Origin of the sequence: Blautia argi (assembly GCF_003287895.1) — a bacterium.
GTDB lineage: Bacteria > Bacillota > Clostridia > Lachnospirales > Lachnospiraceae > Blautia > Blautia argi.
This window is the reverse complement of the sequence record NZ_CP030280.1, coordinates 405,874-427,342: the sequence shown is the minus strand read 5'-3', so window position 1 is coordinate 427,342 and position 21,469 is coordinate 405,874. Positions and strand designations below refer to the sequence as shown.

The window sequence follows — 21,469 nt, the reverse complement described above, 5'->3', positions numbered from 1 at the left end:
TACATGCTTACACTTCCAGTTCCAGCTTTCTGCCGGTATGGGTGTACTGATAATAACGGACTCCCGCCGCGTCCAGCATACGCTTGGATGCCTTTACTGCCGGAGAATCCGCATACTTGTCACATTCGTAGACAATGGTTTTAATTCCTGCCTGAATAATGGCTTTCGCACATTCATTGCAGGGAAACAGGGACACATATAGCTTTGCCCCCTCTAAAGAGCCGCCTCTGTAATTCAAAATCGCATTCAGCTCACTGTGGGTCACATAAAAATATTTGGTATCCAGCTCGTCCCCTTCTCTTGCCCAGGGAAACTCATCATCCGAACACCCCATAGGAAATCCGTTATATCCCATGGACAGAATCTTATTGTCCTGGCTGACAATACACGCTCCTACCTGAGAATGGGGGTCTTTGGAGCGCATGCCTGAAAGCTTTGCCACGCCCATAAAATACTCGTCCCATGAAATATATCCATCTCGTTTTCCCTTCATACCCTTCACCTCTTATTTTGTTCCAAAAATACGATCTCCTGCATCTCCAAGTCCCGGTACAATGTAGCCGTGGTCATTTAAGTGGTCATCCAGGGCCCCAATATAAATATCCACGTCCGGGTGCGCCTCAGACAGCGCTTTTACACCTTCCGGCGCTGCCAGAATACACATAAAATGAATGTTTTTTACGCCCTTTTCCTTCAGCATGGTAATGGCTGCCACAGCAGAACCGCCGGTTGCCAGCATTGGGTCTGTAACGAAAACCTCTCTCTCTCCGCAGTCAGCCGGAAGCTTGCAGTAATATTCCACCGGCTTTAAGGTTTCCGGGTCGCGGTAAAGTCCGATATGCCCCACCTTTGCAGCCGGTACCATGGTCAGCATACCTTCTACCATGCCAAGACCTGCGCGGAGAATCGGCACAACTGCCATTTTCTTTCCCGCCAGCTCTTTTACCGTTGTTTTTGTAATCGGTGTTTCAATTTCCACATCAGCAAGTTTCAGCTCTCTGGTTGCCTCATAAGCCATGAACATGGCAACTTCACTTACCAGCTCCCGAAATTCCTTTGAGCTTGTGGATTTTCTGCGGATAATTCCGATTTTGTGCTGAATCAGCGGGTGCTCCATAACTAATACTTTTGCCATTTTACTTCTCCTTTGTCTTTGTGTGATTATTTTTCAATCAAGTCAATTCGCTTCTGATGTCTTTCTGCATGGGAAAATTCTGTATTTAAAAAAGTATCTACAATCTTTACAGCAAGTCCCGGTCCTACCACTCTGCCGCCAAGCGCCAGTACATTAGCGTCATTATGCTCTCTGGTTGCCTCTGCACAGAAGCAGTCTGTACAAAGGGCTGCACGGATTCCCTTCATCTTGTTTGCCGCAATAGAAATACCGATTCCTGTACCGCAAATCAGGATTCCCTTATCGCATTCTCCGTCCTGAATCGCCTTTCCTACTTTTCTTGCATAAACAGGATAATCCACTGCCTCTGTACTGTCACAGCCAAAATCCTTATAAGCCAACTGATGCTCCTTGAGATACTTGATAATCTCCTGTTTCAGTTCATAACCGCCGTGGTCACAGCCTAATGCTATCATGTTCTTCCTCCTTAAAGATAAATAATATGGTGTCCCGCTGCCTTTAGCAGTCTGTTCATAATTGCCTGTCCCATTCTAGGGGTATCAAAGGATTCCGAAAAAATGCAGTCTGCCTTTTCCTCGTCAAATTCTCTTAAAATGCCGAAAAGATGTCTTGCAATTCCTTCCTCGTCCTGTCTTGTGCCAATGCTCTTTACCACAGACCCCTGATAACGTTCCCTGGTTTCATCGGTTCCGATTACACCTGTTTTCTTTCCCTCTGCCTGAAGCATCTGACACTGCTCATTAATATACTTCACAACCTTTTCCGTACTTCCCCGGACAATGGTCAGCTCTGCATTTGGCGCATAATGACGGTATTTCATACCCGGCGCCTTTGGCTTTACTTTCTCATCTGTAATGAGAAGACCCTTGTCCATGCGCACCTCTCCAATCACAGCTTCTATCATGGACTGGTTAATATAACCCGGACGCAGAATTACCGGAATTTCCTCTGTAAAATCTACAATGGTAGACTCCAGACCAATTCCAACCTCACCGCCGTCCACCAGTACGTCTATTTTCCCGGTTAAATCCTCAGCCACATGGGCTGCACTGGTGGGACTTGGACGCCCGGAAGTATTGGCGCTTGGCGCTGCAATAAAGCCGCCGCCTGCCCGGATTAACCCCAGAGCTACCGCATGATTGGGCATACGCACAGCTACGCTTTCCAACCCGCCTGTGGTTTCATATGGTACGCAGTCGCTCTTTTTAAAAATCATCGTAAGAGGTCCGGGCCAGAATTTTTCTGCCAGAAGCTTTGCTTTTTCCGGCACCTCTTTTGTAATCTTTTCCAGACTCTCCATGTCCGCAATGTGTATAATCAGCGGATTGTCAGAGGGTCTGCCCTTTGCTGCATAAATTTTCTGTGAGGAACCGGCATTTAAGCCATCGCCGCCCAGTCCGTACACGGTTTCTGTGGGAAATGCAGCCAGACCGCCTTTTTTGATAGTTTCTCCCACTTTTTGAAGTATTTCCTTATCCGGGTTTTCTTTGTCTACCCTGACTATCTTTGTTTTCAATCCGCACCCTCTTCTCTCATAAGCTTCGTTTCTCTTACGTTCCCTATCATACCATATTTCACGCTTCCTTTTCTACCGTTTTTAAAAAATTTAAAATTCCGTCACAAATGGCTTTTGCACACTTTTTCTGATACTTCTTGGTTCCCAGCAGCTCTGCCTCCCTGGGATTTGTCAGAAATCCGGTTTCCACAATGTTCAAAATTCCTTCGCTGCGCTTTAAGAGATAATAGGTCTGATTTGCCTTTTCCACTCTGGGACGTTTTGCCTCAAGCTGGGTATTCAATTCCTGCTGAATGCATTTTGCCAGCTGTGCCCCCTTTACAGAACCGGAATAATAGAACACCTGAGGACCGCACACAGACTGGTCCGGATAGCTGTTCTGATGGATACTGACTGTGAGAAGAGGCTTTGTTTCTTTAATCAGCGCACATCGGTTCTGCATATCCTGCACCTTTTTGTTCCTGCTGTCTTCCTCATAAAGTCCTTTGTCTGATTCTCTGGTCATGACTGTTTCATATCCTTCTTTTTTCAGATACTCTGCCAGGTATCCGGCAATTTTCAGGTTTACGTCCTTTTCTTCCAGTTTTCCGATTCCCACAACTCCTGGATCTATACCGCCGTGTCCACTGTCAATGACTATGCTTCCTCTGCTGCCTCCGGCTGTCTTTCCCACCAGCAGAGCCCCTTCCCCGGCAAGCAGATAAACAGCGCAGAGCATACAAAGCGCCATGATTCCCTTTAACCATTTTTTCTGCATGATTCCTCCGAAACTTCCCGTTGTCTGTAGAGTATATGCAGATGTGAGGAGGGGCAGAACAGGGGGGACTGCGTTTGTAAAGGCAAAAGGCAGATGCAACTCATACGAGCCACACCTGCACCTGAAATTTTTCCAAATAAAGATTTAACGTTTAAAATCGGTATTAACCGTCAATCCTTTTTGGACACTCTTTGGAAGTGCGCTCCCAAAGGCCATAATATTCCATTATTTCTTTTCTTCTTTTTTCGTAATATGATTCAACAAAAAAAGTAGCTCCAGGACTCTGAAATAAGGTATACTCAGAAAAAATCCGACGAGATTTACTCGGCTTATCCGGAAATATAAAGGAACCTGAAGTAAAATCCCCCCAGCCTTTCAGTTCTAAATATAACGCAAAGGGATTCTCCTTCCTATGTTCTTCCGGAGAAGCTTTTTCATCATATGTAAAAAAAGTTCTGAAATAATCTCCAAGAGATTCCGGAATGTTTTTCTTCCCTATGAAGTTCTTAGCCAGCGCTATAATTTTTTCTTTTACATCATTACGGTTTCCCAATATCCATAATGGTATCGATACAACACATACTCCGCATTTAAAACTGCCAATTTCCAGGGTTATCTTGATTTTCACTATAAATAGCGTTTATTTCTTTCTCATATTTTGATAAGTCATCTTTATGCAAATGACTATGAAGTTTCCAAAGCAACAACCATATACGGTATTGATAACACGGGTTCTTTATTTTTTGCAAAACTCTAAAACAGCTTTTTTCAATATCATCTGGATTTCCGCCAATAATACAGCCAAAAATGGATTTAGATATCCTAGTGATAAAAATGATATGACTCTATCCACATTCTACTGCTGCTAACAACTCCTCGTCATCTGATTCTATTGCCTGCAATATATCTGAAGCAGAACGCAACCATCTGATATACGGTAAATTCGTCGTAATGATTCACATAAAGAAGACAGGATTTAAAAAACGGCCAATTAAAAAGATGCGCTGTGTACCATTTGATATATGCTACTTTTTTATCCGCCACATCAGAAATGTTATAACCTTCAATGCATGTATTAAATAATGAAAATAATTCCTTCAGGTCACATTGTTTCTTTAAGGGAAGCTTTTCATATTCCATAATTTTCTTATATATTTTTTCTACTGTTAATTTCTGCTTTTCTTCCGGATATTGAGATAGTATATTTTTATAACTGATAATTGAATAATAATTTTTTTCGATATATTGAAGGTTACGAAAAATCCATGCCACTGTACAATTCTCCACCATCTGTCCATAAATAAATCTTCGTTTATCTTTCATTCCATTATAACACTCTTTAATCTCATTATCGTTCGTACATTGAAGAGATATTTTTGAAGAGTCTTTTCCCAAACAGTATTCTTCCCGTCCACATAAATATTTTGAATTCCTGACTATAGAAACTGCCTTTTCCAAAAAATAAGAATCAATCCTATTTTCTCCCTTTTCTTTTATACAAAGCAAAATAAAATCGGCTAACACTGTATTTGTAAAAACATTCTGCGTACGCTTTTCTTCTTTAAATTTGTTAGAAAAAGGTTTACTTCTGTTATCTGTCCACTGATTCCACGGAATGGAACTGTTATAAGAGTTCCATGCCCAAGGCCACTCTTGAAGCCAATTTCCCATAGGAGTATTCTCCACATCCACCAGTCCTTATCTGTTCCCTTTTGGAACCAGTTGTTTATCACTTTTTCATTTTTCCTTTTTACTTCATTCTTTTTATTCATTTTTCGCCTCCAATAAGTACACCCAACGGATCACTTATCCCGATATAACCCTTCTACCAGCATTAGCACGTTTGCTTAAAATCGACTTGAATACGTTAATGTCTTTCAATGACGATTTAACAGATATAGAAATTGAAAATTTTGTTGATGAAGTCGATAAGACCGTTCAGGAACATGATTATGATACCGCTTTTCAAAAAGCAATCAACAAAATACATGAATATCCCACTTGCGATAGATTGATATATTCGGTCGTTCTTTATTTAGAGGGCGCACTTACTCTTTACAATGTATCTGCAATTGAGCAATATCAAGAAATATATGAAACATTTTATAATCGCTTAGCCACAAGTGAAATTCCTGAAATAAGAGATACTGCAACCAGTATGTTGATTTCATATTCACGAAATCGAGGAGATTTTTCAAAAGCAGAGGAACTTATAAATTCATTGCCATTTTCTGCAATAGACCAAAGAAGAGCCAATTAGCTATCCTTTACCAACGACAGGAACGATATCAAGATGCAGAAAAATGGGAACATCGTAATAATTAAAGTATAACTGATATACAAACTGCTTTAGTAAATATGCTGGAAATCGCATTACAGGAAAAACGAGAGAATGACGCAGACTTTTTTCGCAGATGTATATGAAACTGTTACCCGTCAGTTTTATTTTCCGGAATGGCTGTGCTATAATGCCCCTTTACAACTTGCTTTGGTAAGAAAGATAAGGATAGAAGTCTGTCTATTCTTCAAAAATGTTGCCTTCCCATGAAAAAAGAATGGAATACTCCAAGACTCTCCCACTATATCGTAATGCAAATGGCAGTGATTCTACCATGGTTTTCCAAGTAAACTGGCACAAATAAGCCAGCTAAGTATGTTATCTCACTTGAGCCAAAAACAGGGACTGCCACATGAGGAGGCAGCCCCTTATTTTAAAGTTCTCTCTTACTATAAATTATAATCTTTTCAGCAATTCTTCTCTCTGTTCTTCATATCCCGGTTTTCCAAGAAGTGCGAACATATTCTTCTTGTAGCTTTCCACGCCCGGCTGATTAAATGGATTTACCCCTGTCAGGTATCCGCTGATGCCGCCATGCAAACTCAAAGAAGTAGAACCAGCTGTCCCTAAATAGAACTCGTTCTGCTGTGGAATTTTCACCATCAGGTTTGGTGTATTTCCGTCTGTATGCGCCAGAATGGTTCCGTTCATAGCGCTCTTGTTTACGAAATCCATACCTTTGCCTGCCAGATAGTTCAGTCCGTCCAAATCATTTTCCGCTTCTTTGATAACCACATCGTCCTTTGGCTCTTCGATTGCCAGAACAGTTTCAAACATATAATGCGGGAGCCGTCCTGAATAAACTGTCCCAGAGAATGTAAATCTGTAGTAAAGTCTACCAGATGCAGGATAAATACCCTTCTGGTCTTTTCCTTCACTTTCGCCGTAAAGCTGTTTCCACCATTCTGCTACATAGTGAAGAGTTGGTTCATAGTCAGCCAGAATCTCTACGGATTTGCCTTTTCTGTGAAGAATGTTACGTACTGCCGCATACTGCAGAGCATCATTTTCTGCATATGGTTTCTGTAAAGCCAGCTCTCTTCCTGATGCTGCGCCTTCCATTAATTTATCAATGGATACACCGCTTACTGCGATTGGAAGAAGACCTACGGCTGTCAGGACAGAGAAACGTCCGCCTACATCGTCCGGTACTACAAAGGTTTCATATCCTTCTTCTGTTGCAAGAGTCTTTAACGCTCCCTTTGCTTTATCTGTAGTTGCGTAAATTCTCTTTGCAGCCTCTTCCTTGCCGTATTTCTCTTCAATCATTTCTTTGAATACACGGAAAGCAATAGCAGGTTCTGTTGTTGTTCCTGATTTTGAAATTACATTAATGGAGAAGTCCCTGTCGCCGATTACCTCTGCCAGACCTTTTACATAGGCACCGCTGATGTTGTTTCCTACATAATAGATTTCCGGTGTCTTGCGGTTTTCTTTGCTCAGATTATTGTAAAATGGGTGATTCAGGAAATCAATGGCAGCTCTTGCTCCCAGATAGGAACCGCCGATACCGATAACAAGCAGTACATCGGAATCCTTCTGAATCTTTTCTGCAGCTTTTTTAATTCTTTCAAACTCTTCCTTGTCATAGTCTACAGGAAGGTCAATCCAGCCAAGGAAATCATTTCCCAGTCCTGATTTGGATACCAGCACTTCTTTGGCTGCTTCCACCATTTTTTCCATTGCTGCCACTTCTTCTGTGCCAACAACATTTACTGCTTTTGAATAGTCAAACGTAACTTTATTTTCCATGTTCTCTTCTCCTTTGACTTGTAAAAATTTCTCCCTCTAGTTTAGCAGGTTCATAATGGTTTATCAAGTTAGAAATTCCTTCACCACATCTTTTACAATCTCTTCCTCCTCTTTATTGAGCAGATGACTGTAACGGCTGTCTGTCGCCGCTGCCTCCAAAATTCCCTGCTCCATCTGACGTGCAGCCTTTTCCTTCTTTTCGCTGCTCTGCCGCTCCTTTCTTTTGTTGTCCCGGATTTCCCTGCTGCCTGCTGCCTTTCCCTCTTCTATAGAAATAATTTTCGCAGGTTCTTTCTGGCAGTTTTCCACATAATCTAAGAGATTGGTTTCCAGCTCTTCTTCCTGATATCCTGTCCCTGCAAGAAGTCTGACAAGCAAAAGCACAATCCCCATACCGATTCCCGTAAATACGGTAAGACTCATAAGGGGCATTTCACTTCCCGGAAACAAAACAGGCTCCATGATATTCTCTCCCTGACGCAAAAGTACAAGCTCCACTCCCACAAAGAAAAAAGAGAGGAGAAAGGTTCCCCATGAAATCCCTTTTATCTGACGGATATTCCACAGCGCTATCTTTCGTCCTCTCATTCGTTTTGTTACATAAACGGAAGGGTTATGTATTTCTATCTTGTCCTTTAACAGCTTTTGATACTCCTGTATAAAGCCGCTTAACCACTTATCCTTTGTTTCCCTCGGATTTTTTAAATCTCTCAACACTCTTTTGTTACTGCTGTAAATTGCCAGCATACTTACAAGGCTTGCCAGTCCCATAAGGCAGGCGCCCAGGTAGAAAATCAGGTACTTCATAGTTCCTCCTTTTGGCAGATACTCTGCCCTTTTTCTGACAGGCTGTCCTCTTACAAAATACCTGTCCGTGAAACTATTATACAGCACCCGGTTCTGTTTGCAAACCAAAATCGCTCGACAAATCCGTGGCTTCTGCGACATCTTTTTCGCATCTTACAGCGCCTTCATCATGCCTTCCACCAGTCTTACACTATGGCGAATCGCCTCTTTTTCAAAGGTAGGATAATCCATATGTGCACTGTCATCTGCTTTGTCAGAAATGGCACGGATAACCAGATACGGAAGCTTATTCAGATAGGCTGCCTGTCCAATGGCCGCCCCTTCCATTTCTGTACAAAATCCCTCTGTGTTCTGAATAATTTTTTCCTTTGTTCCATGGTCTGCCACAAACTGATCGCCGCTTGCCACTCTTCCCTCAAAGACCTGAATATCCGGATTTACCTCACGGCACACTCTTACTGCCAGGCTTCGCAGTCCTTCATCTGCAGGGAAAGTCAAAGTATCCATACGGGGAATCTGTCCAATGGCATAGCCAAATTCTCTTGCGTCCACATCATGCTGCATGGTGTCTGTGGAAAGTACAATATCCCCAATGTTGATTTCTGCTTTTAAAGAGCCTGCAATGCCTGTGTTAATGACAGCCTCTACCTCAAACTTATCTGCCAGAATCTGTGTACAGATACCTGCATTGACCTTTCCGATTCCGGAACGGACAACAACAACCTCATGTCCGCTTAATCTTCCGCTGAAAAATTCCATTCCTGCTCTCTCAAGCACAGAAACCTCTGTCATTTTTTCTTTTAAAATTGCCACTTCCTCTTCCATGGCTCCGATAATTCCAATTCTGTTCATTTTTCTCACCTCATATTCTGGTTTTTCATAATGTCCTTATTGTACACTGTTTTTCCTTTTTTGGCTACAACTTTCCTTTACCTTTAGAGGCAGCCATGCTATAATGCTTTTGAAAACTTTTGAAAAACAAAGGAGGACATCAGCATGGCTGTATACAAAACAAAAGGCGTATGTTCACGCTCTATTGAATTTGAAATAGAAAACGATACGGTTAAATCCGTAAAATTCAACGGTGGCTGCAACGGCAACACCCAGGGAATCGCAAGTCTTGTAAAGGGAATGAAAGTAGACGAGGTAATTGCCAGATTAAAAGGCACGGACTGCAACGGAAGAGGAACCTCCTGTCCGGACCAGCTGGCAAGAGCGCTGGAAGAAGCAAAGGCTCAGTAAAACAGCTTTCTGTACAGATTTCAAAAGGGTATCACACGAAACTGCACTCCTGCTATTTCGTATGATACCCCTTTTTCTACCTGTTTTTCTTAAAGAAATTCAAACAGACTCATCTGTTCTCCCTGCTTCTCTTTCGCCGCTTTCCCTGCTCTTTCCTTTCGGATACACGCCTCTGGGATATCTGCCAAAAACGGGGAAGGCTTATCTGCATAAGTCAGAATCAGCTCTTCCTTCGCTCTGGTCATACCTACATAAAACAGTCTTCGCTCTTCCTCTATATCTGTTTCATAAGCCGCGCTTTCCAGCGGAACCTTTCCCTCCTGCGCGCCCAAAACCAGCACCACAGGAAACTCCAGCCCCTTTGCCCCATGCATGGTCATCAAAGTCACTGCGTCAGACGCATAGGATTTTCCGCTGCAACAAAGAATATCGCTTTCCTGACCTGTGCTTAAAGTTTCCAAAAGCTCTCCCATATTTTTATGCAGAATTGCCATGCGCTCCAGGCAATCCATGGCCGCATCTTCCTCCTGCCTCATCTCCTTTCTCCAACGCTGAATCAGCTTGTGAGGCTTTGTCCGCTTTAAAAGAGGCTCATACGTTTCTCTCTGGATTTCATAAACCTGACTGGTCACTGCGTTTTCCGGTAAATCCCACAAAAGCTTCAGCGCCTCTCTTCTGGCAAGCAAATCCTTTGGGTTTAAAATGCTTCTGAAAAAACTGATACAGCCCTGTACCTCTAAGCTATCCAGAAATTCATCTCTTCCTGCAATCACATAGGGAATGCCCTCCTGTTTCAGACATTTTTCCAGAAGCCGCGCCTGATGATGGGTTCTGTAGAGAATAGCAATGTCTGAAAAACGCCTTTGTCTGCGCTCGGTCTCCCGCTCAAAGCTGTTTTCAATGTCCAGCATATCAATGCCTCCGATTTGGCGGTTGATTTCCTTTGCTGCAAAAATGGCCTGTGCCATTTCACCGGAGGCTTCTACAATCCGCACTTTTTCTCCGTCCCCTTTTACCGCATGAAGCTTCCGCTCCTGTCCGGGGTTTTGAGAAATCACTGCCAAAGCGCTGTCCACTACAGAAGATACTGAGCGATAATTTTCCTCCAGCCGTATCACCCTGGTCTCCGGGTAATCCTTCTGCAGATTCTCAAAACATGCTGCGTCAGAGCCGCGGAAGCCATAAATAGACTGTTCCGGATCTCCGATGACAAAAAGCTCTCTGCCGCCCTGATTCCAAAGCTCCATTAGCTCATACTGTACAGGATTAATATCCTGAAATTCATCTACAAACAGATAGGAAAAACTTTTTCCCTTCACTTTAGGATCATCCTTTAAAAGCCTGATAGTTTCTGTGAGAATATCATCAAAATCCAGCGCCTTTAAGCTGCCAAGCCTGTCCTGATACTGCCTGACACATGCTTCCGGAAGACTTTCCCCCTTTGGAATCCGATGCTCCTGCCTGTTCTTTATGAGAGAAAGACTGCTTTGAAACTGCTTCACATTCAGGTTCAGTCCATACTCCCCTATCAGTTCCTCTGCCAGTTCCCTTGTCTGCATTTCATCTGCAATGGTAAATTCCAGCCCCTGCTTTTGCAGAAGCTCTATACAGATTTCATGAAAGGTTCCTATGTGCATATTTTTCAGAGAACGCCTGGAACCAAGCTGACTCTGCAGGCGCTGCCGCATCTCCAGAGCTGCCTTGTTGGTAAAGGTAACGGCTGTTATTTCCGAAGGCTTCACCTTTCTGCGTTCCATAAGATACTGGATTCTGGAAATCAGAGTTTTCGTCTTTCCTGTACCCGGACCCGCAATTACTGCCATGGTTCTCTCCAACGCTTCTACGGCTTCCTGCTGTTTTATATTCAGAATTTCCACCTGACCCTTTTGTGCAGAATTTTTATTTTCCCGCTGCATGTTTTCTTTCCGTGCGTTTCCCTTTTCCTGTCCCTGTGCCTTTTCCTCAGAAAGCTGCTTTTTCCCCGAAAGTAACATTTTCAGAGCTTCTTCTGCTTTTCCCTCATGGGAAATTCCCAGAGAAGAGAAAAAGTCAAGCTGTCCTTCTGTATCTTCCAACTCCTGCTTCCGAAACAGGCTGATTGTGCCGTATTCTCCGTCAAATCCGGGGTGGCGCTCTACCTCGCCGTTTCTTAACCTGCGGATTCCCTCTGCAATTCTGGTACCTGCTGCTTTCTGAATATCTTCTATGGGAACCTCTCTTAAAATCTCAAATTCTGCCCCCAGATTTTCCAGCATATTCCGATATTCCTTTTGTACCTTCATACTTGCGGCAGAATGACCGGTCGCCTCTGCAAGAACTTCAGGCAGGGGCATTAAATTTTCAAAGGGCTTTCGATTCTGCTTTTCATATCCTTCCGGACGGTCTGCAAGAGCCTCTATACGATGCTCTACGCCTATGGTCAGCTTTCTTCCGCACACCGGGCATTTCCCACCATAGGCTTTGGTCTGGGCTGGCGTCAGGCATAAGTGGCATTTTCTGTGTCCGTCATAATGATATTTTCCCTCTTCCGGAAAAAATTCAATGGTTCCATACAACCCTTCTCCTGTTTCCACTGCCTTTTTCAGATTGTCATAAGATAGCTCTATTTCCATAAGATTTGCCTCTCGTCCCAGTTTCGCAGGAGAATGTGCATCTGAATTGGAAATAAGCTGATATCTGTCCAGATTGGAAACCCTCCAGTTCATAGGCGGATCTGAGGACAGTCCGGTTTCCACAGCATGAACATAGGGCGTCAGGTCTTCAAAACATTCCTCCACAGAATCAAACCCGGAAAATGCTCCAAACATAGCAAAGTGAGGCGTCCAGATATGCGCTGGCACATAAATTCCCTCCGGCACAGTTTCCAGCATAATTTCCAACAAATCCCTGCAGTCCAGACCCAGAATCGGCCTTCCGTCTGAATGAAGGTTTCCAATCAATTCCAGCCTGGCTGACAGCATATCTGCCTCCTCCAGGCCCGGAAGCAGCAAAAGACTGTGTACCTTGCGAACCTTATCTCCCTTTTTATAAATAGAACTGATTTCTCCGGTGACAGCAAAACGGGGTTCCATGGTATCCGGGACGCCCTCCTCCTGTATTCGATATTCCTTTTTCAGCTTGTATAGACCTTCCTCTGCCGGTTCCAGCTTTTCTTTTAATTCTTCTCTCCAAGATGGGTGGGTAAAATCCCCTGTTCCAATAATGTGAATCCCCTTTTTTCTTGCCCAGAGATCTAAATGCTCCGGATCTCCTTCTTTGCTGGTTGCTCTGGAAAACCGGGAATGTATATGCAAATCTGATATAACCATAATACTGTTCTCCTTTTATAACATCTTGCTTTTCTTCTTTTCTGCTCTTATACTGTATTATAGTATTAAAACGGAGGCATCACAATTATGAACAAAAATTCTTCAGCTACTCTTATGACAAACGGCTCCATCTGGAAAAGAATCATTGCTTTTGCCATTCCACTCTTCTTTGGAAATTTGTTTCAGCAGCTTTACAACACTGCTGACTCTCTGATTGTGGGAAATTTTCTGGGAAGCAGCGCACTGGCTGCAGTCAGCTCGTCGGGAAATCTGATTTTTCTTATGGTGGGATTTTTCAACGGCATTGCTATCGGCGCCGGTGTAGTGGTTGCCAAATATTTTGGGGCAAAAAAATTTGATATGGTGCAGAGAGCAATCCATACCATTGTGGCTCTTGGCATTGTATCCGGTATTCTGCTTACCCTTATTGGCGTCCTTGCCGCACCTCAGATTCTGGTGCTTATGGGTACTCCTGCTGACGTATTGCCAAATTCTGTTACCTATTTCCGCATTTATTTCTGCGGTTCTCTGGCTTTTGTCATGTACAACTTCCTGGTTGGAATTCTTCAGTCTGTGGGCGACAGCAAGCACCCTTTAATCTACCTGATTATTTCCTCTGTAATTAACATTGTGCTGGATTTAATCCTGGTTGCAGGCTTTCATTTCGGTGTAGGCGCGGCTGCTCTGGCAACCATTATCTCTCAGTTTATCAGCGCGCTTTTATGTCTGCGTCAGCTCTTAAAAAGCCCGGAGGAATACAGAATCTATCCCTCTCGTATCCGCATGGACTGGCTGATGCTCAGACAGATTGTCAGCAATGGACTGCCTGCCGGTCTGCAGAACTCCATTATTTCTCTGGCAAATGTGGTTGTACAGTCTAACATTAACAAATTCGGACAAATGGCTGTGGCAGGCTGCGGCTCTTACTCTAAAATTGAAGGCTTCGGCTTCCTTCCGATTACCTGTTTTGCCATGGCTCTGACTACTTTCATCAGCCAGAACCTTGGGGCAAAAGAATACAAACGGGCGAAAAAGGGCGCTGCCTTTGGGGTGCTTTGCTCTATCACCATTGCAGAGCTGGTAGGTGTTGCGATTTACTTCTTCTCCCCTTATTTTATTGCTGCCTTTAATGATACGCCAAAAGTAATTTCCTACGGTACTGCCCAAGCTCATGTGGTTACACTTTTTTACTTTCTCCTTGCATTTTCCCACTGCATGGCCGGGATTCTGCGAGGCGCCGGAAAATCCACGGTTCCCATGTTTGTCATGCTTATCTGCTGGTGTATTATCCGCGTAACCTATATTTCCGTTGCTGTAAAGTTTATTCCTGACATACGGGTTATTTTCTGGGCCTATCCGCTTACCTGGACGTTAAGTTCCATTGCCTTTATTCTGTATTTCCTGAAATCAGACTGGCTGCACGGACTGGAAAAGAAAGACAGCCTCTAAAAACAGAACGCAGAACCGAAAAACAAAACTCTTTTGCTTCCATATGAGATTTTGTCCCTATAACATGCTGCAGGCAACAGTGTTCTGCTGTTCCGCTCCAGTGAGGTCAGACCTTCTGTCTACTCAGGTCTGGCCTCACTGCTTTATATAAGGCAGTTCTCTGCCTTTCTTTTAACTTTTGAATTGTCATCTGTCCCATTTATCACAAAGGGAATTAATCTGGTCTGCAAATCTTGCCAGATCCTTATTTGCCCCACCTTCATTATGACGGATAACTGCCATAAGCCGCTGGCCTGCTGCCACCAGTCTGGCAAATACCCCTGCTGCTTTCCGGCTTCTTGCCTTCTGCTCTGCATGGGTCACAACAATTCCCACAGTTTCTTTAACAATCTCATTAGTAATTAAATCCACCTCTGTACCGCTGTAAGGCGCCATGGCTGAATATCCCAGCTCATCTTCCAGACGTTTTGCAAAAATATCACACACCTGGTCATCACCATGAGCTACAAATACTCTTTTCGGCTTTTCCTTAAAAGCTGCCGCCCAGCGCATCAGACCTTCATTGTCCGCATGACCACTGATTCCCGGCAGACGGATAATTTCTGCATTTACATGAATTTCCTCTCCGAAAAGATGAACGTCCTTTGCACCCTCCACCAACGCTCTCCCCAGCGTATTAACTGCCTGATATCCTACAAATAAAATCGTGGATTCTCTTCGCCACAAATTATGTTTCAGATGATGTTTAATACGACCTGCATCACACATACCACTGGCAGATAAAATAACCTTTGGCTGCTCATTAAAATTAATGGCTCTGGACTCATCGCTGGTGATAGAAAGCTTCAAGCCGGGAAAGGTAATAGGGTTGATGCCTCTGTTAATCAAATCCATGGCTTCTTCATCATAACATTCCCGGTAATGCTCTTTGAAAATACTGGTGGCCTGCACTGCCAGAGGACTGTCTACATAGACTTCAAAATCTGCATATTCGGGAAGCAGATTATCTGCTTTGATTTTTCGGAAGAAATAAAGCATCTCCTGGGTTCTGCCCACTGCAAAGGAAGGAATAACCAGGTTTCCTCCTCTTGCAAAGGTTCTTCGCAGTATTTTTACAAGCTCACCCACATAATCCGGCTTTTCCCCATGGCTTCTGTCCCCATAAGTAGACTCCATAATAACATAATCCGCACTGTCCAGATATTCCGGGTCTTTGATTAAGGGCTGCTCTGTATTTCCGATATCACCGGAAAATACCAGCTTGCGCTCTTCGTCCCCTTCCTGAATCCAAATTTCAATACTGGAGGAACCCAGCAAATGTCCTGCGTCCGTAAACCTTACCTTAATGCCTTCTGCCAATTCAATCACAGTGCTGTAGTTACATGGAACAAACTGCTGAATCACCCCTAAAGCATCTTCCATGGTATAAGCTGGCACAAACTCCGGCTGTCCGTTTCGTCTTGCCTTACGGTTTCTCCACTCTGCCTCAAACATCTGAATGTGGGCGCTGTCACGAAGCATAATATCGCACAGATCGCAGGTGGCTGCTGTGGCATATATCGGCCCTTTGAATCCCTTTGCATATGCCAGAGGGAAATTACCGGAGTGATCAATATGTGCATGAGTCAGCAGTGCAAAATCCAAATCCGAAAGCGCTACCGGAATATCCTGATTTTCGTACTGATCCGGTCCCTGTTCCATACCACAGTCAACAATGAATTTCTTCCCCGCCGCTTCCAGGAAATAACAGCTTCCTGTTACCTCATGGGCAGCCCCTATAAAAGTCAATCTCATAAGAAAACCCCCTTTGTGGTAAAATGAATATTGCTATACTCATTATACCCCAACAAAGGGAGTTTTGACAGAAATTTATTTAATTTTTAGAAAGAAATAAGCAGAGTTTGGAAATAACTGTAAATTAGTAGACAGTTTATAGAATGGTGTGGCTTTTTCTGGAAATGGGAGAGGTTAATCTACCCAAATGCCATCGGTAATGGGCACTCTACTCTCAGAAACCCCATTTTTTTGTGCTACACATGCAGCTTTTACTCGATACGAATATCCTTTTGCAACTTTCACATTATAACTTTTCGTCAATAAAGAAGTGTTGTATGCTGTATCTGAAAATGATTTCACATTTATCCATGAGCCATTTGAATATCTCTGTAGAGTTATTTCTAAAATCATTTTATCACAAACGACACTTCCGAACACAGCTCCGTATACATTAACCGTTCCGTTTTCATTATCCGATATACTTGCTGTGCCCTGATTTAAAATATTCCCTTTTGCATTATTTTCCAGTGTGGTTGTGGAACTATTTTTTCTTAATTCTTCACTATTCATACCACTATCTGCTTTTATACCTGTAGTTGTTCCTATTGTAGCAAAAATCACACAAAATAATACTAACATATATTTTTTTAGACGCTTCATTTTTCCCTCCATTAATTAATATGCTAATTTTTGAGCTATCCTTATTATTTCCCTTTTTTCTATTTTTCCAAAAATTTGATTATATACATTCTTATAATTCCACTGTAATGTATAAGTTTCCTTTTCATCTCCCTCTTCTTTCATTTCCCACAATTCAGATTTAAGATTCAATGTTAGACTACTCTCTATAAGTTCCACATGTTCTCCCTTATATCCTTGAGAGTATCTACTGGATTCTTTATCATTGGAAACAATCAACCAATTAACAATCTGTTCACCATATGTATATTGCATAATAGCCATCTGCGCCTCTGTATCAATACTGCAATCCATATATTCCATACCGTCTGGCATATAAAACAGCTGCGGCATTTTAATATCAAAAGCATCTTCAATACTTTTAATTGCCTCCGCCTCTGTTCTATTAGACTGCATGACTTCGCTATTATTGACCTTGGTACTCACATCATTCCCAATCAGCTTATTTACTTCCTGCATAACATAAGTCCTGTTTGCCTCGCTGCTCATGCTGACGCCAAAAATCCCAAATACCGTCACTGCAGCATAAGCAGCATATTTTACCACTCTCCTTCTCCAATATCCACCTTCTCTACGGCAGTTCCTGTTCTCTGCCTTTTCTTCCATATTCAGTTTTTCTGTTTTTACATTTTCTTCTTTTAATGTTTTTTCTTTTGTAATTGCTTCTCTATCATCTATCTCTCTACTGTCTGCAGAATTGTTCTCTTCAAAAAATCCCTGCTCTCTGGCTTTACTCATCAGCGCCTGAAATTTTTCATCTGTCGGCTTCCAGTCTTCGGAATCAGGAATCCTGTTCAATTCGCTTTCAATATCCGCAGCCTCCTCCAGAAATCGCTCATGAATCCACTGATTGAATTCTTCATCACTTAATTCCCGGGGTAAAGAAGATATTTTATCTTTATTTTTTTCTTTTAATTTACCCATGAAACTCCTATCTTTCCTTGACTTTTCCTGACAAGTGTATCATATTATCTTATAGCTACTATTTTGAACCAATCAGGAGGAACACCATGAAACATATCGTACTTACCGGCGGTGGTACTGCCGGACACGTTACCCCAAATATAGCAATGATTCCACGTTTAAAAGAACTGGGTTACCAGATTTCCTATATCGGTTCTTACGAAGGAATCGAAAAAAAACTCATCGAAGAACTGGGAATCCCTTACTATGGAATTTCTTCAGGTAAGCTAAGACGTTATTTCGATGTCAAAAATTTCACTGACCCGTTCAAAGTTCTGAAAGGCTTCTTTGAAGCAAAAAAACTTATGAAACAATTAAAACCCGACGTCGTATTCTCCAAAGGAGGGTTTGTCACAGTACCTGTTGTTATCGCATCAAGCAGGAAAAAAATTCCTACCTTTATCCATGAATCAGATATGACACCCGGACTTGCCAACAAGCTTTCCATTCCCTTTGCCACTAAAGTATGTTGTAATTTCCCGGAAACTGTCGAACACCTTCCAAAAGAAAAAGCTGTTCTTACCGGCACACCCATCCGTCAGGAATTGCTGTCCGGAAACCCTGAACGGGCAAGAAAATTCACAGGATTTTCTTCTGACAAACCTGTTATCATGATTATAGGAGGCAGTCTGGGCGCTGCTGCTGTAAATGATGCAGTCAGAGCTATTCTTCCTCAGCTTCTTGAGGACTTCCAGGTTGTTCATCTCTGCGGAAAAGGCAAGCTGGACGATTCCTTAAATAACACCAAAGGATATGTACAATACGAATATATCAAAAAAGAACTGGCCGATTTATTCGCCCTTGCGGATATTGTAATTTCCCGTGCAGGCGCTAACGCTATCTGTGAACTCAGTGCACTGAATAAACCCAATCTTCTGATTCCTCTTTCTGCCCGCGCAAGCCGCGGCGACCAGATTTTAAATGCACATTCCTTTGAACGTCTGGGATACAGCAAGGTTCTGGAGGAGGAAGAAATTACAAAAGAAAGTCTGTTAGATGCAGTACGCGATTTATACGAAAACCGCGAATCCTACATCACCGCAATGTCTTCCAGCAAACAACAGAACTCCATCGAGCAAATTGTTCAACTATTTGAAAATGCAGTAAACAAATAACTACAAATTTTCGAACTGCTCTCTGTAATATTTGTTTATCCATACTTTTATCCTGTGCCTCTTGGCTCTCAGATTTTCTATTGAGATGCCAAGAGAACGGGCTGTTTCTTCTGCACTTTCTCCTTCTACATTCATCTTCATAACAATTTCATACCAGGTGCTGTTCTTTTTTTTCTAAATCTTCAAACAATCTCCCTGTCAGCTCATTCAGTGCCATTTTATGAGTTACCTCATCTTCCGCAGACTTACAGGTATCCTTTCTGTCGGAAGCCCACAGAATGCTCTGTGTCCGGAGTCCGTTTTCATCTTGTGAAGGTACTGCTGCAGTTGTTTCATGTACCTGATATGATTTTCTGCAAAAATCAATTGCTTTTCTTTTGGCATTTACCAGAAGCCATTGCTTATAATACTGTTCTTCAAGAGAATCTGCTTTCTCTAAAAAGGCAAGAAATACCTCCTGGCAAATATCTTCGGAAAAGCCTTTATCATGCAGCACGTTATATACAACTTTTATCACCAGTTGATAATATTGATGATAGATTTCACGAAATTTTTCCTCTGTCATCTTTTGTATATCCAATTTTATTCCATTGAAAACTTTGTCAGAATTTCATCTCTGTCCTCAGAAGTTAAGGTCCCTGCGTTCCATGTAATTCCTGCATGATCGCCCTGATTTCTGGGAATCAAATGCATATGAAAGTGGAATACAGTCTGACCTGCTGCTTCTCCGTTGTTCTGCACAATATTATAACCGTCGCAGTTTACAACTTCTTTCATTTTCGTGATGATTCTTTTCGCAAGCACCATCGCATGCGCCGCAAGTTCATCTGGAAGTTCATATAAATTCTCATAATGCGCTTTGGGCAAAATCAATGCATGACCCTTGTTTGCCGGGCCCAAATCCAGAATCACTCTGAACTCCTCGTCCTCATATAAAGTGGCAGACGGAATTTCGCCATTTGCAATGTTACAAAAAAATACAGTCCTTCATTTTCATTTCTCCTTTCATTAATATATCCGAATTTAAAACGGATATTATTACTCCTCTTTTGTCGAATTTTGACATTTTTTGTCCTATGAATTTCATTGCTATTTAAAACCATCAGTGCTACACTACTATTGAAAAAAATAAGGGGGTTCTCAACTTTATGTCTTCAAGAAACATAACACCTGATTACAAAACATTGTATCAAGAGCTTCAAGCGCAGCACCAGTTTACTTTATCTCAAATATCTCATGAAATCAGAAATCCTGTTGCATTAATCAACAGTTTTTTGCAGCTCTTAGAAAATCATCACCCGGAAATCTCTCAGGATTACTGTTGGGATAAAATCATAGAAAATATGGACTTTTTAAAAGCTCTGCTAAATGAATTTTCTGCCTTTAATAATTCCGGAAGGCTTCACATGCAGAAATTAGAACTTGCACCACTCTTTCACGAAATCATTGCTTCTGTTACTCCGGCTTGCCAAAAGCAGAACATTTCCATTTCCCTGACAACAGATTCCTCCATTCCTCCCATATATGCAGATAAGACAAAACTCCAACAACTCATATTAAATCTGCTCAGAAATTCTATGGAAGCCATGGATTCAAAAGGCTCTATTGTATGCTCTTTAACAGCAGATCATGACATGGTACATATTTCTGTCAAAGACACCGGGGAAGGCATTCCTGACGATTACCGCAGCACACTTTTCGAGCCTTTTATTACACATAAACAGGAAGGAACAGGACTTGGCCTGGCAATCTGCAAACGCATTGTCATTGCACATGGAGGCACTATCTCTTATACATCTGCTCCCAACAAAGGGACAGAATTTAAAATCCTGCTTCCGATTGCCTGAGTTTTATTGAAAGCTCTTTCTTACTGGCTTTCGATACAACAGCAACCCCAGCAAAAACCCACAAAGAAAGCCGCCAAAGTGTGCTGCATTATCCACACCTGTACTGGTCACACCAAAATAAAGGCTCAGACCTGCCATAAGAATTAACTGCCGGGTAGTAAAGTTTTCAATTCTTCCTCTGTTGACAATGACTACATAAATTAAAGCGCCAATAACTGCAAATACTGCTCCCGATGCACCCGCTGAAACAAAATATTCTCCATTTTGCAGTTCCAGCCATACAGAAAGACAGTTAGCGCCCACTCCTCCCAGAAAATAAATCAAAAAATACTTTATTTTTCCTACATTGCGTTCCAGACAATCACCCAGAAAAAGAAGCACCAACATATTATTACATAAATGCTGTATTCCGAAATGTAGAAACATTGCTGTTATCAGTCGATAATATTCCTTTTGCTGCAGGATATCCGGCACATAAGCCGCACCCCAGTGTAGCATATGGCTGGTATCCAGTGCGGAACCTGTCAGTTCTACTGCCAAAAACACCAGGATATTTATCAAAATCAGTCCAGTATTTACCGGAACTCTTTTTCTGGTTCTTAAAAACTGCCGGATTTCATTTGCAGTTCCCTGAGAGGGCGGCTGTCCATGCCTATTACTTTGCTCCATTTTCTTCCGCCTTTTCTTTTTTTCATAAAAACCTTCGCAGTATTTCATATATTGATATTATAAAACTTTTTATTTCTCAATGCAAGATATACAAAA

Annotated in this window: 23 protein-coding genes; 5 read left to right on the top strand and 18 right to left on the bottom strand. The window is 42.3% G+C overall.

Going from position 1 to position 21,469, the window contains the following annotated elements:
- Positions 1 to 7: 7 nt before the first annotated feature.
- The 8 genes from DQQ01_RS02170 to DQQ01_RS15810 form a co-directional block, all read right to left on the bottom strand.
- Entirely contained in the window at positions 8 to 493 is a 486-nt protein-coding gene (locus DQQ01_RS02170; protein ID WP_111918037.1) for a deoxycytidylate deaminase, read from the bottom strand.
- A 12-nt stretch (positions 494 to 505) separates the two neighbouring features.
- Positions 506 to 1,135: a uracil phosphoribosyltransferase gene (upp, locus tag DQQ01_RS02165; RefSeq protein WP_111918035.1), complete on the bottom strand. Its 630-nt coding sequence runs from the start codon at positions 1,133 to 1,135 to the stop codon at positions 506 to 508.
- 26 nt (positions 1,136 to 1,161) lie between these two features.
- Positions 1,162 to 1,590 carry a ribose 5-phosphate isomerase B gene (gene rpiB / locus DQQ01_RS02160; protein WP_111918033.1) on the bottom strand — a complete coding sequence of 143 codons (429 nt, stop codon included), beginning with the start codon at positions 1,588 to 1,590 and terminating at the stop codon, positions 1,162 to 1,164.
- Between the two features lie 11 nt (positions 1,591 to 1,601).
- A complete protein-coding gene (locus tag DQQ01_RS02155; protein ID WP_111918031.1) occupies positions 1,602 to 2,651 on the bottom strand; it encodes an L-threonylcarbamoyladenylate synthase in 1,050 nt (349 codons plus the stop codon).
- Between the two features lie 58 nt (positions 2,652 to 2,709).
- Positions 2,710 to 3,408, bottom strand: coding sequence for an N-acetylmuramoyl-L-alanine amidase (locus DQQ01_RS02150; protein WP_111918029.1), 699 nt, complete (start codon positions 3,406 to 3,408; stop codon positions 2,710 to 2,712).
- A 163-nt stretch (positions 3,409 to 3,571) separates the two neighbouring features.
- Positions 3,572 to 4,036 (bottom strand): hypothetical protein, encoded by a 465-nt coding sequence (locus tag DQQ01_RS02145; RefSeq protein ID WP_162624225.1) that lies wholly within the window; start codon positions 4,034 to 4,036, stop codon positions 3,572 to 3,574.
- Between the two features lie 251 nt (positions 4,037 to 4,287).
- Positions 4,288 to 4,731: a hypothetical protein gene (locus DQQ01_RS02140; RefSeq protein WP_207657636.1), complete on the bottom strand. Its 444-nt coding sequence runs from the start codon at positions 4,729 to 4,731 to the stop codon at positions 4,288 to 4,290.
- Positions 4,732 to 4,925: 194 nt separating this feature from the next.
- Positions 4,926 to 5,180, bottom strand: a complete 255-nt coding sequence (locus DQQ01_RS15810) for a hypothetical protein (RefSeq protein WP_162624223.1) — start codon at positions 5,178 to 5,180, stop codon at positions 4,926 to 4,928.
- A 71-nt stretch (positions 5,181 to 5,251) separates the two neighbouring features.
- Between DQQ01_RS15810 and DQQ01_RS02135 the strand changes: the two genes are divergently transcribed.
- Positions 5,252 to 5,668 carry a hypothetical protein gene (locus DQQ01_RS02135; RefSeq protein ID WP_207657635.1) on the top strand — a complete coding sequence of 139 codons (417 nt, stop codon included), beginning with the start codon at positions 5,252 to 5,254 and terminating at the stop codon, positions 5,666 to 5,668.
- Between the two features lie 474 nt (positions 5,669 to 6,142).
- On the opposite strand, the gene DQQ01_RS02130 is transcribed toward DQQ01_RS02135, so the two are convergent.
- From DQQ01_RS02130 to DQQ01_RS02120, 3 genes are all read right to left on the bottom strand, one after another.
- Entirely contained in the window at positions 6,143 to 7,498 is a 1,356-nt protein-coding gene (locus tag DQQ01_RS02130; RefSeq protein WP_242980492.1) for a glucose-6-phosphate isomerase, read from the bottom strand.
- 63 nt (positions 7,499 to 7,561) lie between these two features.
- The gene (locus tag DQQ01_RS02125; RefSeq protein ID WP_111918021.1) at positions 7,562 to 8,305 is read right to left on the bottom strand and encodes a hypothetical protein; all 744 of its coding nucleotides are present in this window, start codon (positions 8,303 to 8,305) and stop codon (positions 7,562 to 7,564) included.
- A 153-nt stretch (positions 8,306 to 8,458) separates the two neighbouring features.
- Positions 8,459 to 9,157 carry a 5'-methylthioadenosine/adenosylhomocysteine nucleosidase gene (locus DQQ01_RS02120; RefSeq protein ID WP_111918019.1) on the bottom strand — a complete coding sequence of 233 codons (699 nt, stop codon included), beginning with the start codon at positions 9,155 to 9,157 and terminating at the stop codon, positions 8,459 to 8,461.
- Positions 9,158 to 9,301: 144 nt separating this feature from the next.
- Here DQQ01_RS02120 and DQQ01_RS02115 point away from each other — a divergent pair, with 144 nt between their 5' ends.
- Positions 9,302 to 9,547 (top strand): TIGR03905 family TSCPD domain-containing protein, encoded by a 246-nt coding sequence (locus DQQ01_RS02115; protein ID WP_111918017.1) that lies wholly within the window; start codon positions 9,302 to 9,304, stop codon positions 9,545 to 9,547.
- Positions 9,548 to 9,636: 89 nt separating this feature from the next.
- Here the strand turns inward: DQQ01_RS02115 and DQQ01_RS02110 are convergent, their stop codons facing one another.
- Positions 9,637 to 12,855 carry a UvrD-helicase domain-containing protein gene (locus tag DQQ01_RS02110; RefSeq protein WP_111918015.1) on the bottom strand — a complete coding sequence of 1,073 codons (3,219 nt, stop codon included), beginning with the start codon at positions 12,853 to 12,855 and terminating at the stop codon, positions 9,637 to 9,639.
- Positions 12,856 to 12,942: 87 nt separating this feature from the next.
- On the opposite strand from DQQ01_RS02110, the gene DQQ01_RS02105 reads away from it, so the two are divergent.
- Entirely contained in the window at positions 12,943 to 14,304 is a 1,362-nt protein-coding gene (locus DQQ01_RS02105) for an MATE family efflux transporter (protein ID WP_111918013.1), read from the top strand.
- Positions 14,305 to 14,490: 186 nt separating this feature from the next.
- On the opposite strand, the gene DQQ01_RS02100 is transcribed toward DQQ01_RS02105, so the two are convergent.
- The 3 genes from DQQ01_RS02100 to DQQ01_RS02090 form a co-directional block, all read right to left on the bottom strand.
- Positions 14,491 to 16,098 (bottom strand): MBL fold metallo-hydrolase RNA specificity domain-containing protein, encoded by a 1,608-nt coding sequence (locus tag DQQ01_RS02100; RefSeq protein WP_111918011.1) that lies wholly within the window; start codon positions 16,096 to 16,098, stop codon positions 14,491 to 14,493.
- 174 nt (positions 16,099 to 16,272) lie between these two features.
- Complete coding sequence (locus DQQ01_RS02095) at positions 16,273 to 16,740, bottom strand: DUF6147 family protein (protein WP_242980491.1); 468 nt, start codon at positions 16,738 to 16,740, stop codon at positions 16,273 to 16,275.
- Between the two features lie 15 nt (positions 16,741 to 16,755).
- Complete coding sequence (locus DQQ01_RS02090; RefSeq protein WP_111918007.1) at positions 16,756 to 17,703, bottom strand: DUF4367 domain-containing protein; 948 nt, start codon at positions 17,701 to 17,703, stop codon at positions 16,756 to 16,758.
- A gap of 86 nt (positions 17,704 to 17,789) precedes the next feature.
- Between DQQ01_RS02090 and DQQ01_RS02085 the strand changes: the two genes are divergently transcribed.
- Complete coding sequence (locus DQQ01_RS02085; protein WP_111918005.1) at positions 17,790 to 18,857, top strand: undecaprenyldiphospho-muramoylpentapeptide beta-N-acetylglucosaminyltransferase; 1,068 nt, start codon at positions 17,790 to 17,792, stop codon at positions 18,855 to 18,857.
- 148 nt (positions 18,858 to 19,005) lie between these two features.
- On the opposite strand, the gene DQQ01_RS02080 is transcribed toward DQQ01_RS02085, so the two are convergent.
- Together DQQ01_RS02080 and DQQ01_RS02075 are read right to left on the bottom strand one after the other, a co-directional pair.
- Positions 19,006 to 19,422 (bottom strand): RNA polymerase sigma factor, encoded by a 417-nt coding sequence (locus tag DQQ01_RS02080; RefSeq protein ID WP_242980490.1) that lies wholly within the window; start codon positions 19,420 to 19,422, stop codon positions 19,006 to 19,008.
- Positions 19,423 to 19,439: 17 nt separating this feature from the next.
- Complete coding sequence (locus DQQ01_RS02075) at positions 19,440 to 19,823, bottom strand: HIT family protein (RefSeq protein ID WP_111918003.1); 384 nt, start codon at positions 19,821 to 19,823, stop codon at positions 19,440 to 19,442.
- A 182-nt stretch (positions 19,824 to 20,005) separates the two neighbouring features.
- Between DQQ01_RS02075 and DQQ01_RS02070 the strand changes: the two genes are divergently transcribed.
- Positions 20,006 to 20,704, top strand: coding sequence for a sensor histidine kinase (locus DQQ01_RS02070; RefSeq protein ID WP_111918001.1), 699 nt, complete (start codon positions 20,006 to 20,008; stop codon positions 20,702 to 20,704).
- A 3-nt stretch (positions 20,705 to 20,707) separates the two neighbouring features.
- Here the strand turns inward: DQQ01_RS02070 and DQQ01_RS02065 are convergent, their stop codons facing one another.
- On the bottom strand, positions 20,708 to 21,373 hold the full coding sequence (locus DQQ01_RS02065; RefSeq protein WP_111920802.1) for a rhomboid family intramembrane serine protease: 666 nt from the start codon (positions 21,371 to 21,373) through the stop codon (positions 20,708 to 20,710).
- Between the last annotated feature and the right edge of the window lie 96 nt (positions 21,374 to 21,469).